This window comes from Ruegeria sp. AB7 (assembly GCF_056542625.1).
Window position 1 is genome coordinate 1 of record NZ_JBQGAC010000002.1, and the last position, 15,064, is coordinate 15,064.

General features: G+C 57.7%; 9 protein-coding genes. 1 reads left to right on the forward strand and 8 read right to left on the reverse strand.

Translation table 11 applies throughout. The annotated features are described in order from the left end of the window. The 4 genes from ACR0EN_RS05955 to rpsL form a co-directional block, all read right to left on the reverse strand. The coding region (locus ACR0EN_RS05955) for a GTP-binding protein (protein WP_036223564.1) at positions 1-91 on the reverse strand (91 nt) is incomplete at its 3' end. A 60-nt stretch (positions 92-151) separates the two neighbouring features. Further along, positions 152-2,269 (reverse strand): elongation factor G, encoded by a 2,118-nt coding sequence (fusA, locus tag ACR0EN_RS05960; protein ID WP_170328783.1) that lies wholly within the window; start codon positions 2,267-2,269, stop codon positions 152-154. 18 nt (positions 2,270-2,287) lie between these two features. Continuing rightward, positions 2,288-2,758, reverse strand: a complete 471-nt coding sequence (gene rpsG, locus ACR0EN_RS05965; RefSeq protein WP_010441203.1) for a 30S ribosomal protein S7 — start codon at positions 2,756-2,758, stop codon at positions 2,288-2,290. Positions 2,759-2,773: 15 nt separating this feature from the next. Further along, the gene (gene rpsL / locus ACR0EN_RS05970) at positions 2,774-3,145 is read right to left on the reverse strand and encodes a 30S ribosomal protein S12 (protein ID WP_005621086.1); all 372 of its coding nucleotides are present in this window, start codon (positions 3,143-3,145) and stop codon (positions 2,774-2,776) included. 398 nt (positions 3,146-3,543) lie between these two features. Here rpsL and ACR0EN_RS05975 point away from each other — a divergent pair, with 398 nt between their 5' ends. Then, positions 3,544-4,359: a glycosyltransferase gene (locus ACR0EN_RS05975; protein WP_170818455.1), complete on the forward strand. Its 816-nt coding sequence runs from the start codon at positions 3,544-3,546 to the stop codon at positions 4,357-4,359. Here the strand turns inward: ACR0EN_RS05975 and ACR0EN_RS05980 are convergent. From ACR0EN_RS05980 to rpoB, 4 genes are all read right to left on the reverse strand, one after another. Beyond that, entirely contained in the window at positions 4,344-5,213 is an 870-nt protein-coding gene (locus ACR0EN_RS05980) for a DMT family transporter (RefSeq protein ID WP_170398562.1), read from the reverse strand. The genes ACR0EN_RS05975 and ACR0EN_RS05980 overlap by 16 nt on opposite strands. A gap of 129 nt (positions 5,214-5,342) precedes the next feature. Then, positions 5,343-6,416 carry a pyridoxal-phosphate dependent enzyme gene (locus ACR0EN_RS05985; RefSeq protein WP_170562473.1) on the reverse strand — a complete coding sequence of 358 codons (1,074 nt, stop codon included), beginning with the start codon at positions 6,414-6,416 and terminating at the stop codon, positions 5,343-5,345. Between the two features lie 141 nt (positions 6,417-6,557). Next, positions 6,558-10,799, reverse strand: coding sequence for a DNA-directed RNA polymerase subunit beta' (gene rpoC, locus ACR0EN_RS05990; RefSeq protein ID WP_170398568.1), 4,242 nt, complete (start codon positions 10,797-10,799; stop codon positions 6,558-6,560). A gap of 50 nt (positions 10,800-10,849) precedes the next feature. Then, positions 10,850-14,986 carry a DNA-directed RNA polymerase subunit beta gene (gene rpoB / locus ACR0EN_RS05995; protein WP_480585719.1) on the reverse strand — a complete coding sequence of 1,379 codons (4,137 nt, stop codon included), beginning with the start codon at positions 14,984-14,986 and terminating at the stop codon, positions 10,850-10,852. Between the last annotated feature and the right edge of the window lie 78 nt (positions 14,987-15,064).

Genomic DNA, 15,064 nt, shown 5'->3' on the forward strand with positions numbered 1-15,064 from the left:
CTGCGGTCAGCGTGGTCTTGCCGTGGTCAACGTGGCCAATCGTGCCGATGTTGACGTGCGGCTTATTACGCTCAAACTTTTCCTTTGCCATGATGGCCTCCTTTTTCGGTAATGAAGGGAGCCCCTGGCCGGAGCTCCCTCAAATCTTCGCTTATGCGTATTTCGCCTGAATCTCGTCCGAGATGTTCTGCGGAACCGGATCGTAGTGGTCGAACTGCATGGTGAACTGGGCACGGCCCGACGACATCGAACGCAGAGTGTTGATGTAGCCGAACATGTTCGCCAGCGGAACGAACGCATCAATCGCAATTGCGTTGCCGCGCGGTTCCTGACCAGATACCTGGCCACGACGCGAGGTCAGGTCGCCGATGATACCGCCGGTGTATTCTTCCGGGGTGATCACTTCGACCTTCATGATCGGTTCCAGCAGTTTCGCGCCAGCTTTGCGCATGCCTTCGCGCATACACATCCGCGATGCGATTTCGAACGCCAGAACGCTCGAGTCAACGTCGTGGAACTTACCGTCCAGCAGGGCAACCTTGAAGTCGATCACGGGGAAGCCGGCCAGCGGGCCGCTATCCATGACCGAGTTGATGCCTTTTTCAACACCGGGGATGTATTCCTTCGGAACGGCACCACCAACGATGCGGCTTTCGAACGAATAGCCTTCGCCTGCTTCGGTCGGCTGGATCTCCAGCTTGACTTCCGCGAACTGACCCGAACCACCCGACTGTTTCTTGTGGGTGTAGGTGTGCTCGACCGGCATCGAGATGGTTTCGCGATAGGCCACCTGAGGTGCACCGATGTTCGCTTCAACCTTGAACTCGCGCTTCAGACGGTCAACCAGGATGTCCAGGTGAAGTTCGCCCATGCCCTTCATGATGGTCTGACCGGATTCCAGATCAGTTTCCACACGGAAGGACGGGTCTTCGGCGGCCAGACGGGCCAGACCCTGAGACATCTTCTCTTGGTCGCCCTTGGTTTTGGGCTCAACCGCGATCTCGATAACCGGATCGGGGAAGGTCATGGTTTCCAGAACCACCGGATCCTTCGCGTCACACAGGGTGTCACCGGTGGTGGTGTCTTTCAGACCCGCCAGCGCGATGATGTCGCCTGCAAACGCTTCTTCGATCTCTTCCCGGTTGTTCGAGTGCATCATCATCATACGACCGATGCGCTCTTTCTTACCTTTGGTCGAGTTCAGGATCGAGTCACCCTTGTTCATGGTGCCCGAGTAGATGCGAGTGAAGGTCAGCGAGCCAACGAAGGGGTCGTTCATGATTTTGAACGCCAGACCCGAGAAGGCCATGTCGTCGTCTGCACGACGGGCGATGTCACGAACTTCTTCCTCGTCGCCGGGTTTGAAGCCCATGTAATCAACAACGTCCAGCGGGCTGGGCAGATAGTCGATCACAGCGTTGAGGAGCGGCTGAACGCCTTTGTTCTTGAACGCCGAACCACCCAGGACCGGAACGAACGCGATTTCCAGAGTACCTTTGCGCAGCAGGGCGCGCAGGGTCGGAACGTCGGGCTCATTGCCTTCCAGGTATTCCATCATCGCGTCGTCGTCCATTTCGACGGCCGCTTCGATCATCTTGCCGCGCCATTCGTCAGCCATGTCTTTCAGGCTGTCGCGGATAGGAGCTTTGATCCAGCTTGCGCCCAGATCTTCGCCCTGCCACAGCCACTCTTCCATGGTGACCAGGTCGATCAGGCCTTCCAGCTCGGACTCGGCACCGATCGGAATACCAACCGGAACAGCGCGTGCGCCGGTGCGGTCTTCGATCATGTTGACGCAGTTGAAGAAGTCAGCGCCGATCTTGTCCATTTTGTTGACGAAAACCATACGCGGAACCTTGTAGCGGTCAGCCTGACGCCACACGGTTTCGGTCTGGGGCTCAACACCGGCGTTTGCGTCCAGAACGCAGACAGCACCGTCGAGAACCGCCAGCGAACGCTCAACTTCGATGGTGAAGTCAACGTGGCCGGGGGTGTCGATGATGTTCAGGCGGTGCTTAGGAGTTTCTGCGGTCTGACCGTCCTCGGTGCGTTCCCAGAAAGTGGTGGTCGCAGCCGAAGTGATGGTGATGCCGCGTTCCTGCTCCTGCTCCATCCAGTCCATGGTGGCTGCACCATCGTGCACCTCACCGATGTTGTGGGATTTACCAGTGTAATACAGGATACGCTCCGAGCAGGTGGTCTTACCTGCGTCGATGTGCGCCATGATACCGAAGTTACGGTACAGTTCGAGCGGATATTCGCGTGCCATTGGTCTAAGCCTCTCGGATTACCAACGATAATGGCTGAAGGCTTTGTTCGCCTCGGCCATCTTGTGGGTGTCTTCGCGTTTCTTGACGGCAGTACCGCGGGACTGAACGGCGTCCAGCAGCTCGCCTGCAAGGCGCTCTTCCATGGTGTTTTCGTTGCGGCCGCGCGCAGCAGTGATCAGCCAGCGGATGGCCAGTGCTTCGCGGCGCTCAGGGCGCACTTCGACAGGAACCTGATAGGTTGCACCACCAACCCGGCGCGAGCGAACCTCGACCGACGGTTTGATGTTGTCGAGCGCTTCGTGGAACACTTCGACAGGAGCGCGCTTTACCTTGTTCTCAACGCGGTCAAACGCGTTGTAAACGATGCGCTCTGCGACCGACTTCTTGCCGTCGATCATCAGGTTGTTCATGAATTTGGTCAGTACCTTGTCGCCAAATTTGGCGTCAGGCAGGACTTCGCGTTTTTCGGCGGCGTGACGACGTGACATATCAGCCTCTCCTTCTTACTTGGGACGCTTCGCGCCGTATTTCGAACGGCGTTGCTTACGGTCTTTGACGCCCTGAGTATCCAGAACACCGCGCAGGATGTGGTAACGCACACCGGGAAGGTCTTTCACACGGCCACCACGGATCAGAACAACCGAGTGTTCCTGCAGGTTGTGGCTTTCACCCGGGATGTACGAGATCACCTCGAACCCGTTGGTCAGGCGCACTTTGGCAACCTTACGCATAGCCGAGTTCGGCTTCTTCGGTGTGGTGGTGTACACGCGGGTGCAGACGCCGCGTTTCTGCGGGCACTGCTCCAGGTGCATGGACTTCGAGCGTTTTACTTTGGGCTGCCGCGGTTTGCGGATCAGCTGTTGAATAGTTGGCATTCCGGTTTCTTCCCCGTTTTGCAACACACATGACATGCACGCGCGTTGCGTGCGGTTAAATTCGCTGCACTCATGCGTCCACAAGCGCAAAACCCGCGAGCGTTCCCATTCCGAGGTGAACGTCGCGGTTTGTTATCAGAGGGCGCGAACGATAAAAGTGTCCGGGCCTTGACCAGTTCATTACTGAAATCGGTTATGGGGCGGCCCCCGGTACCGAGATGTCGCGCGTATTAAGGGGAGTCGGCCCGAGTGTCAACAGCCCAGCGGGAAAGGTGTGTTGTGCGTAAGAGCTCCGGCCGTCTATCAGGAACTAATGGAGATTCCCACTGCATCGACGCATTGCAGCACTTCGGCACCGGATGCATAGTGAGCATGCCCTGTAAACCATTGGATGCCCCATGCAAGTCTTTGGCCTGTGCCGATTTTCATTCCCTGCTCTGGGCGATTTCCAGATCGAACATGACACGGTCGCAGATCGGCGCGCCCATCTCTACAACCCTGCTCGTCTGGAAGAGCGGTTCCGCTTGTTCGAATCTGTGACGTTGCCCAGCTTTCGCACGCAGACAGATGGGGACTATCAGCTTCTGGTCGTTGTTGGGGACTGTCTGCCGCGAAAGGCGCTCGACCGGATTAAGGACCTCACCGCTGACATCAAGCAGGTACGAATTGTCCAAAGACCCGTCGAACCAAGCCATAAACACCGGCAGGTCATGAAACGAATCCTTCAGGAAGCGCGTTCAAACCCGGACCGGCCCTGTCTTCAATTTCGCCACGATGACGACGACAGCATTTCGATTGATTTCATCGAAAGACTGCGCGAGTCCGCCGATGATGTTGCCGGGCTGATTGGAAAAAATCAGGCCATAGGCCTCGATTTCAACAACGGATACCAGGCCAGCTTTGGGCCGAATCGGGTTCGGGCGGCACAAGTCTACAAATCTCTGCTTGGGGTGGGCTTGGGCATGCTTATCGCGGGCGGGTGCGACCACACGATCATAAGTTTTACCCACAACCGGATCGGGCGTTTCATGCCAGTGGTCAGTTATCCTGATCGCCCGATGTGGATCAGGACATTGAACAACTCCAACGACTCGCCGCGCGCTGAAAAGCAGAAGGCGCAGCTTGCGCCGATCACGCCCGAAATCGAGACCGATTTTGCCACGCGTTTCGCGCTAAACCCCGGTTTCGTACGTTTGCCTCACTTCTCCGCCTGACGCGACCGTTCGCGAAACAGAGTGAACATCCCTGCCCCAACTACCAATGCACCACCCAGCATTGTGATCGCGTCCGGCCAGTCACCAAACACAGCCCACCCCAGTCCCAGTGCCCAAAGCAGGCTGGAATAGCGAAATGGCGCAACAAAACCGACCTCGCCCACGCGCATCACCATGACACTGAACAGATAGCCTATCAGAACAAAGACCGCAGCGCTGGCGATCATCGCTCCAGATGCGGTCGAGACCGGCACCCATCCTTCAAACGTGGAGACGATGATCGCTGCCAATGTGATAGTGAGGGATGTCGCCAGTGTTACCACCATAGAAGGTACTTCAGCTGACATTCGGCGGGTGATCAAATCGCGAACTGTAACGGAAGCAACCGCAATCAATGCGTAAATCGCATAGATGCTGAATCCTTCAGGACCGGGCCGAACGATCAACAACATACCGACGAACCCAAGCGCAATTGCAGCAATACGTCTCCATCCAATTACTTCACCGAAGAATAAGGCAGCACCCAAAGTCACGGTCAGCGGCAACGCCTGTAGAACTGCCGTAACGTTGGCAAGCGGCATGTGCATCAGAGCCGTTAAAAAGAAGATGGTCGCCGCCAACTCTGCCAGGCAACGTAATGCGATAAGCCATTTGTCATGGAGGGGAAAATTCAGGTGAAGCGCCCCAAGATAACGGGCCATTATCAACACAAGAACTGTCGCCAAAACTCCGCGCATGGTCACAAGTTGGAACAGAGGCAGATCTTGCCCCACCACTTTCACCAACGCATCATTGACGGTAAAGGCCGCCATGCTGCCCATCATCAGCAGCGCGCCTTTAACGTTAGGACTCATTTAATCAACACCCGGTCTTCAATATATCGCCGTACTCACTGTTCAATCGATCACGAAGTCAATATGCGCCGGACAATCCTGCAGTAATAGTTCCGACGAGTTACACCAACTGTCGGCTTGTCAGTCGTTTCAATCTGTCATCTGGGCGGAAGGCGTAGATTTCGAGATCTCGATCTCATCATCCGTCATCTCCTCTTCTACGCCATCAAACAATGGTGTCGAAAGGTAACGCTCGCCCGTATCTGGCAGCATTACCAACATGACGGAACCTTCCGGAGCAGTCTCGGCCAGTTTCATCGCGACCGCAAAGGTCGAGCCACCAGAAATACCGGTAAAAATCCCCTCTTCCGCGGCCAAACGGCGCGACCATGCAATACCGTCGCTACCGGGAACGGGAATCAACTCATCATAGTAAGAGTTATCAATGGCCTCCTGCAGAACCCACGGAATGAAATCAGGCGTCCAACCCTGTATCGGATGCGGTTCGAAGTTCGGGTGGCTCTCGGTCGGCTGGTGTATTTCGTTGCGGGTGTTTACATACCCCGACGACACAATGGCTGCATTGGCAGGCTCGGTCAGGATGATCTTGGTCTCAGGGCGCGCTTTCCTCAGCACCCGGGCCACGCCCGAGACCGTCCCGCCAGTGCCATAGCCCGTAACCCAATAGTCGAGATTCTGCCCATCAAAGTCACCCAAGATTTCCTGCGCGGTGGTATTTTCGTGAATATCGGCGTTGGCTGCGGTTTCAAACTGGCTGGCTAGAAACCAGCCATTCTGCTCGGCCAGTTCCTTGGCCTTGGTATACATGCCGAACCCCTTTTGCGCGCGCGGTGTCAGGACAACTTTTGCCCCCAAAAACCGCATCAGCTTGCGTCGTTCGACCGAGAAGCTGTCGGCCATAGTCACAACCAAGGGATAGCCTTTGGCCGCGCAGACCATCGCCAGCCCGATACCGGTATTCCCCGAGGTCGCCTCAACTACTGTCTGACCCGGTTTTAAGCTACCGTCGCGTTCTGCCGCTTCGATGATGTTGAGGGCAAGGCGATCTTTGACAGAACTGGCCGGGTTAAACGCTTCGAATTTTACGTAAACCGTCACGTTTGAGGGCGCGATCCTGTTTATTCGTATGCTTGGCGTGTCTCCGACGGTGTCCAAAATACTGTCATACAGGCGCTTTCGCCCATGCGTTTGACGAGTTGTCATTGCGGCCCCCTCCTTTGTTGACGAAAGCATGCCACAAACCGGGTCACATTAGTAACTATCTTTGTGAGAGTTCGCCTCGGAGCGCTCACAACAAGAAAGGCCCCGCGAGATCGCGGGGCCTTTCTTAGTTATTGAGGGTGCCTATTCGCGGCTTTCCGGTGTTTCCACCAGAACGTCCAGCTCATCACCGACCATGTCGTCGTCGAAGGTCGGAGCGGCCAGAGCAGCGGCCGCTTCGGCCTCTTCCCGGCGGGCTTCGATAACCACGTTGTCACGCGATTGCGCGATGTGGCGGACGGCCTGAGTGGCCCCACCGGTACCGGCAGGGATCAGGCGACCAACGATGACGTTCTCTTTCAGGCCAACCAGCTTGTCTTTCTTGCCCTGAACCGAGGCTTCGGTCAGCACGCGAGTGGTTTCCTGGAACGACGCCGCCGAGATGAACGAACGCGTCTGCAGCGAAGCTTTGGTGATCCCCAGAAGGATCGGCTCACCCTGAGCCGGACGACCGCCACGCGAGATAGTCTTCTCGTTGGCTGCGTCGAACTCTTGCTTGTCGACATGTTCGCCTTTCAGCAGGGTGGTGTCACCTGAATCCAGGATCTCCCACTTCTGCAGCATCTGGCGCACGATGACCTCGATGTGCTTGTCGTTGATCTTAACGCCCTGCAAGCGGTAGACGTCCTGCACCTCGTCGATCATGTAATCCGCCAGCGCTTCGACACCCATAATCGACAGGATGTCATGCGGAGCCGGGTTACCGTCCATCAGGTATTCACCCTTCTGGATGAAGTCCCCTTCGGCGACCGGGATGTGCTTGCCCTTGGGTACCATGTATTCGATGGTCTCCATGGACTCGTCAGCCGGTTCGATGCTGATGCGGCGCTTGTTCTTGTAGTCGCGGCCAAAGCGCACGTAACCATCGGCTTCTGCGATGATCGCATGGTCTTTCGGACGACGGGCTTCGAACAGTTCGGCCACACGTGGCAGACCACCGGTGATGTCCTTGGTCTTGGCGCCTTCACGCGGGATACGCGCAACAACGTCGCCGGCTTCGATCTGCTGACCATCTTCGACCGACAGGATCGCATCCACCGACATCGGATAGTGAACCGGGTTGCCCGCATCGTTGCGGACCGGCTCGCCATCTTCACCAACCAGAATGATCTCGGGCTTGAGGTCGCTGCCTTTGGGGGCCGCGCGCCAGTCGATCACGATCTTCTGCGTCATGCCGGTTGCATCGTCGGTCTCATCCCGGACCGCAAGGCCCGAAACAAGGTCGACATATTTCGCGGTACCGGCTTTCTCGGCGATGATCGGCAGGGTGTAGGGATCCCATTCGAACAGCTTGTCGCCACGAGCAACCTTGGTGCCGTCCTTGACAAACAGCTTGGAGCCATAGCCCAGCTTGTGGCTGGCACGCTCTTCGCCGTGCTCGTCGCTGATCACCAGCTTCATGTTCCGGCCCATAACCAGGCTTTCGCCTGCGGCATTGACCAGAATCTGCGGGTTCTCGAAGGAAACGACGCCTTCCTGGCTGGCTTCCTGGAACGACTGCTGACCACCTTGCGCAACACCACCGATGTGGAAGGTCCGCATCGTCAGCTGCGTACCGGGTTCACCAATGGACTGCGCGGCGATGATGCCGACAGCCTCACCTGTGTTCACCATGGTGCCGCGTGCAAGGTCACGACCGTAGCAGGTGGCGCAGACGCCTTCCTCGGACTCACAGGTCAGGGGCGAGCGGATGCGCATCGACGCAACACCAGCTTCGTCAATGGTGTCCGCCATGCGTTCGTCGATCAACTGACCAGCGGCCACGATCACCTCATCCGTGCCCGGACGCAGAACATCGTCAGCCGCCACACGACCCAGCACACGTTCGGCCAGCGAGGCAACAACCTCACCGTCATTCACGGCGGCTTCGGCTGTGATCGCACGCTCAGTACCACAGTCGATCTCGCGAACGATGCAGTCCTGTGCGACGTCCACCAGACGACGGGTCAGGTAACCCGAGTTCGCCGTCTTCAGAGCGGTATCCGACAGACCCTTACGGGCACCGTGGGTCGAGTTGAAGTACTCGAGAACGGTCAGACCTTCTTTGAAGTTCGAGATAATCGGCGTCTCGATGATGTCACCGTTCGGCTTGGCCATCAGGCCGCGCATACCGCCCAGCTGTTTCATCTGAGTGACCGAGCCACGCGCACCCGAGTGGGCCATCATGTAGACCGAGTTCGGCTCCTGATCCGACCCGTCTTCGGCCTTGGCAACGTCAGAGATGGTGCTCATCATCGCTTCGGTGACGCGGTCGTTACACTTCGACCAGGCATCGACAACTTTGTTGTACTTTTCGCCCTGAGTGATCAGGCCGTCCATGTACTGCTGTTCAAAGTCCTTCACCTGACCGCGTGTGTCATCAACGATGCCCCACTTGTCATCCGGGATGACCATGTCGTCCTTACCGAACGAGATGCCCGCCTTGAACGCTTCTTTGAAGCCCATCGACATGATCTGGTCACAGAAGATAACCGACTCTTTCTGACCGCAGTACCGGTAGACGGTGTCGATCACCTGCTGCACTTCTTTCTTCCGCAGCAGGCGGTTGACCAGCTCGAACGGGGCTTTGTTGTTCATCGGCAGCAATGCACCCAGACGCAGACGGCCCGGAGTGGTTTCATAGCGCTTCTGAACTTCGTTGCCTTCGTCGTCGATCTGCGTGATCCGCGCGGTGATTTTCGAGTGCAGATGCACCTCACCGGCGTCCAGCGCGTGCTGAACTTCTTCGATCGAACCGAAGACCTTGCCTTCGCCCGGCATGCCTTCGCGTTCGAGGGTCACATAGTACAGACCCAGGATCATATCCTGCGACGGAACGATGATCGGTGCACCGTTTGCAGGCGACAGAACGTTGTTCGTCGACATCATCAGAACACGCGCTTCCAGCTGCGCCTCAAGGCTTAGCGGGACGTGAACGGCCATCTGGTCCCCGTCGAAGTCGGCGTTAAAGGCCGAGCAGACCAGCGGGTGCAGCTGGATGGCTTTACCTTCGATCAGAACCGGCTCGAACGCCTGAATGCCAAGACGGTGCAGCGTCGGCGCACGGTTCAGCATGACAGGATGTTCGCGGATCACCTCGTCGAGGATATCCCACACTTCGGGACGTTCTTTCTCGACCAGTTTCTTCGCTTGCTTAACAGTCGAAGACAGACCCTTGGCTTCAAGGCGCGAGTAGATGAACGGCTTGAACAGCTCCAGCGCCATCTTCTTTGGCAGACCACACTGGTGCAGTTTGAGTTCCGGACCGGTCACGATGACCGAACGGCCCGAGAAGTCGACGCGCTTACCCAGAAGGTTCTGACGGAAGCGACCCTGCTTACCTTTCAGCATGTCCGACAGCGATTTCAGCGGGCGCTTGTTGGCGCCGGTGATTACGCGACCACGACGGCCGTTGTCGAACAGAGCGTCAACGGATTCCTGCAGCATCCGCTTTTCGTTGCGGACAATGATGTCAGGCGCGCGCAGCTCGATCAGACGCTTCAGACGGTTGTTCCGGTTGATGACGCGGCGATACAGATCGTTCAGATCCGAGGTCGCGAACCGGCCACCATCCAGCGGAACCAGCGGACGCAGTTCCGGCGGAATGACCGGGATCACGGTCATGACCATCCACTCAGGCCGGTTGCCCGACTCGAGGAAGGATTCGACAACCTTCAGACGCTTGATGATCTTTTTGGGCTTCAACTCGCCGGTTGCTTCGGCCAGATCAGCGCGCAGCTGCTCGGCTTCGGCTTCCAGATCGATCTGGGCCAGCATCTCACGGATGGCTTCGGCACCGATATTCGCGGTGAACGCATCCATGCCATAGGCATCCTGCGCATCCATGTACTCTTCTTCGGTCAGCATCTGGCCGTAGGTCAGGTCGGTCAGACCGGGCTCGATGACGACGTAGTTTTCAAAGTACAGAACGCGTTCCAGATCGCGCAGCGTCATGTCCAGCATCAGACCGATGCGGGACGGCAGCGATTTCAGGAACCAGATGTGTGCGACGGGCGCGGCCAGTTCGATGTGGCCCATACGCTCGCGGCGGACTTTCTGCAGGGTGACTTCCACACCGCATTTCTCGCAGACAACGCCGCGATATTTCATCCGCTTATATTTGCCGCATAGACATTCGTAATCTTTGATCGGGCCAAAGATACGCGCGCAGAACAGACCGTCACGCTCAGGCTTGAACGTCCGGTAGTTGATGGTTTCGGGTTTCTTGATCTCGCCATAGGACCAAGACAGAATCCGCTCAGGGCTCGCCAGCGAGACCTTGATCTCGTCGAAAACCTTCGGGGGCGTCAGCGGGTTGAACGGGTTGTTGGTGATTTCCTGGTTCATTTGTTACCTCAAATCTTGCGGAAGGGGGGACGGGAGAAAGGGCAGCGCCCTTACTCCTCAACCTCCGCATCCAGGAGTTCCATATTCAGGCCGAGGCCACGGACTTCTTTCACCAGAACGTTGAACGATTCCGGTACGCCCGCTTCAAAGTTATCCTCGCCCTTGACGATCGACTCGTACACTTTGGTCCGGCCGGCGACGTCATCAGATTTCACGGTGAGCATCTCCTGCAGGGTGTAGGCGGCGCCGTAAGCTTCCAGAGCCCAGACTTCCATCTCACCAAAGCGCTGACCACCGAACTGCGCCTTACCACCCAACGGCTGCTGGGTCACCAGGCTGTACGGCCCGGTCGAACGCGCGTGGATCTTGTCATCCACCAGGTGGTGCAGTTTCAGCAGGTACTTGATGCCCACAGTCACCGGACGCGCGAATTGCTCACCGGTGCGCCCGTCGAACAGAACCGACTGACCGCTTTCCGAGAAGCCCGCACGCACCAGCGCGTCGTTGACGTCAGCCTCTTTGGCACCGTCGAAGACCGGGGTAGCGATCGGAACACCGCGGGTCACGTTGCCCGCAGCCTCGATCAGGCCATCCTCGTCCAGACCGGTGATGCCTTCTTCGTAGACATCCTCGCCATAAGCCAGCTTCATCGCTTCGCGCACCGGGGTCAGATCGCCGGACCGGCGGTACTCACCCAGAGCCTCATCGATGTTCAGACCCAGACCGCGTGCGGCCCAACCCATGTGGGTTTCAAGGATCTGACCAACGTTCATACGCGAAGGCACGCCCAGCGGGTTCAGACAGAAGTCAACCGGCGTACCATCGGCCAGGAACGGCATGTCTTCCATCGGAACTACCTTGGAGATCACACCCTTGTTCCCGTGACGACCGGCCATCTTGTCGCCCGGCTGCAGCTTACGCTTCACGGCGATGAAGACTTTGACCATCTTCATCACACCCGGCGGCAGGTCGTCGCCACGGCGGACTTTCTCGACCTTGTCCTCGAAACGGGCGTCCAGAGCGCGCTTTTGCACTTCGTATTGCTCGTTCAGAGCCTCAACGATCTGTGCATCCTGCTCGCCTTCCAGCGCCAACTGCCACCACTGACCGCGGGTCAGGGTTTCCAGCAGATCCTCGGTGATCACCGACCCTGCCTTGACGCCTTTCGGGCCTTTGACAGCGGTTTTACCCAGGATCAGGCCCTGCAGACGCGCATAGATGTTGCGGTCGAGGATCGCCAGCTCGTCGTCCCGGTCACGGGCCAGACGTTCGACTTCCTCACGCTCGATCTGCAGCGCACGCTCGTCTTTCTCGACGCCGTGACGGTTGAAGACGCGGACCTCAACAACCGTACCGTAATCGCCCGGCTTCACGCGCAGCGAGGTGTCGCGCACGTCAGATGCTTTCTCACCAAAGATGGCGCGCAGCAGCTTTTCTTCCGGGGTCATCGGGCTTTCGCCCTTCGGAGTGATCTTGCCGACCAGAATATCGCCCGGCTCAACATCCGCACCGATGTAAACGATGCCAGCCTCATCGAGGTTGCGCAGCGCTTCTTCACCAACGTTGGGGATGTCGCGGGTGATTTCTTCCGGACCCAGCTTGGTGTCACGGGCGGCGACTTCAAATTCCTCGATATGGACCGAGGTAAAGACGTCATCACGCGCGATACGTTCCGAGATCAGGATCGAGTCTTCGTAGTTGTAACCGTTCCACGGCATGAACGCGACGACCACGTTCTTACCAAGGGCCAGTTCACCCATATCGGTCGACGGACCATCGGCAATGACCTCGCCCTTCTGGACGGTGTCACCCACCTTGATCAGCGGACGCTGGTTGATGCAGGTGTTCTGGTTCGAACGCTGGAATTTGCGCAGACGATAGATGTCAACGCCAGCGTCGCCCAGTTCCAGATCTTCGGTGGCGCGGATAACGATACGCTGGGCATCGACCTGGTCGATGATACCGGCGCGTTTCGCCTGGATCGCAGCACCCGAGTCGATCGCAACCTTTTCCTCGATCCCGGTACCGACCAGCGGCGCTTCGGCGCGCAGCAGCGGAACCGCCTGACGTTGCATGTTCGAGCCCATCAAGGCCCGGTTGGCGTCGTCATTTTCAAGGAACGGGATCAGCGATGCAGCGACCGAAACCAGCTGTTTCGGCGACACGTCGATCAGGTCCACATTCTCACGCGGGGCAAGAGTGTAGTCACCGGCCTGACGGGTCGAAACCAGATCGTTGATGAACTTGCCATCGGCGTCCAGCGTCGCGTTGGCCTGCGCCACGGTGTGACGCATTTCCTCGGTCGCGGACATGTAGTGAACCTCATCGGTCACCTCGGCATCTTTGACGACGCGGTACGGTGTTTCGATGAAGCCATACTTGTTCACGCGGGCAAAGGTGGCCAGCGAGTTGATCAGACCGATGTTCGGACCTTCGGGCGTTTCAATCGGGCACATCCGACCATAGTGGGTCGGGTGTACGTCGCGAACTTCAAAACCCGCACGCTCACGTGTCAGACCACCCGGGCCAAGCGCTGAGAGACGGCGTTTATGGGTGACTTCCGACAGCGGGTTGGTCTGGTCCATAAACTGCGACAGCTGCGACGAGCCGAAGAATTCGCGGACAGCAGCAGCAGCCGGTTTCGCGTTGATCAGGTCCTGTGGCATGACGGTGTCGATCTCAACCGACGACATACGCTCTTTGATCGCGCGCTCCATGCGCAGCAGGCCAACGCGGTACTGGTTTTCCATCAGTTCGCCAACCGAACGGACACGACGGTTGCCGAGGTGGTCGATATCGTCCACGTCGCCTTTGCCGTCACGCAGTTCAACCAGCGCCTTGATGCAGGCCACGATGTCTTCGCGACGCAGGGTGCGCAGGGTGTCCGGCGCGTCCAGAGCCAGACGCATGTTCATCTTCACGCGGCCAACGGCGGACAGGTCATAGCGCTCGCTGTCGAAGAACAGGGTGTCGAACAGAGCCGACGCAGCCTCGACGGTGGGAGGCTCGCCCGGACGCATGACGCGGTAGATGTCCATCAGCGCGCTTTCACGGTTCAGGTTCTTATCCTGAGCCATGGTGTTGCGCATGTAGGGGCCAACGTTGACGTTGTCGATGTCCAGAACCGGGATGTCGGTGATGCCCGCATCCATCAGGTCCTTGACGGTGCCGCCGATCAGGTCGCCGTCTTTGTCATACTCCAGGGTCAGCTCATCACCGGCTTCGACATAGATCGCGCCGTTTTCTTCGTTGATGATGTCCTTGGCGACATACTTGCCGACGATGTTGTCGAAGGGCACCAGCAGGTCGGTAACAGCACCTTCGTCGATCAGCTTCTTGACCGCGCGCGGGGTGACTTTCTTGCCCGCTTCGGCAATCACTTCGCCCGATTTCGCGTCGATCAGATCATATGTCGGACGGGTGCCGCGCACACGCTCGGGGAAGAAGGGCGTAACCCAGCCTTTCTTCTTGTCCAGCTTGTAGGACACGGTGTTGTAATACGCGTCCATGATCGCTTCCTGATCCAGACCCAGCGCATAAAGCAGGGTTGTCACAGGCAGTTTGCGACGACGGTCGATACGGGCGAACACGATGTCCTTGGCGTCGAACTCAAAGTCCAGCCAGCTGCCGCGATACGGGATGATGCGGCAGGCAAACAGCAGCTTGCCCGAGGAATGGGTCTTGCCCTTGTCGTGATCAAAGAACACACCGGGCGAGCGGTGCATCTGGCTGACGATCACACGCTCGGTACCGTTCACGATGAAGGTGCCGTTCGGTGTCATCAGGGGCATATCGCCCATGAACACGTCCTGTTCTTTGATGTCCTTGACCGACTTGGCGCCGGTGTCCTCATCGACATCAAACACGATCAGACGCAGCGTGACCTTCAGCGGCGCGCTGTAGGTCATGTCGCGCTGCATGCACTCTTCGACGTCGTATTTGGGTTTTTCCAGATCGTATTTCACGAACTCCAGAATGGAGGTTTCGTTGAAATCCTTGATCGGGAAAACCGACTGGAACACGCCTTTGATGCCTTCGCCGTCTGTGGGCTGTTCTGCATCGCCGGAGCGCAGGAAAAGATCATAAGAAGATTTCTGCACCTCAATGAGGTTCGGCATCTCCAGCACTTCGCGGATTTTGCCGTAATATTTACGAAGACGTTTCTGGCCAAGGAACGTTTGAGCCATGTCAGATGTCACCTTTCGATGTTCTCAGCGGGCAAAGACACCGTCGGGCCCCGGCATCTTGCACAATCGAGACGACAC

Excerpts from the sequence above, each read along its gene's own strand:
- fusA (WP_170328783.1), bottom strand. The coding sequence starts at position 2,269 with ATGGCACGCGAATATCCGCTCGAACTGTACCGTAACTTCGGTATCATG.
- rpoB (WP_480585719.1), bottom strand. The coding sequence starts at position 14,986 with ATGGCTCAAACGTTCCTTGGCCAGAAACGTCTTCGTAAATATTACGGC.
- rpsL (WP_005621086.1), bottom strand. The coding sequence starts at position 3,145 with ATGCCAACTATTCAACAGCTGATCCGCAAACCGCGGCAGCCCAAAGTA.
- ACR0EN_RS05985 (WP_170562473.1), bottom strand. The coding sequence starts at position 6,416 with ATGACAACTCGTCAAACGCATGGGCGAAAGCGCCTGTATGACAGTATT.
- rpoC (WP_170398568.1), bottom strand. The coding sequence starts at position 10,799 with ATGAACCAGGAAATCACCAACAACCCGTTCAACCCGCTGACGCCCCCG.
- ACR0EN_RS05980 (WP_170398562.1), bottom strand. The coding sequence starts at position 5,213 with ATGAGTCCTAACGTTAAAGGCGCGCTGCTGATGATGGGCAGCATGGCG.
- rpsG (WP_010441203.1), bottom strand. The coding sequence starts at position 2,758 with ATGTCACGTCGTCACGCCGCCGAAAAACGCGAAGTCCTGCCTGACGCC.
- ACR0EN_RS05975 (WP_170818455.1), top strand. The coding sequence starts at position 3,544 with ATGCAAGTCTTTGGCCTGTGCCGATTTTCATTCCCTGCTCTGGGCGAT.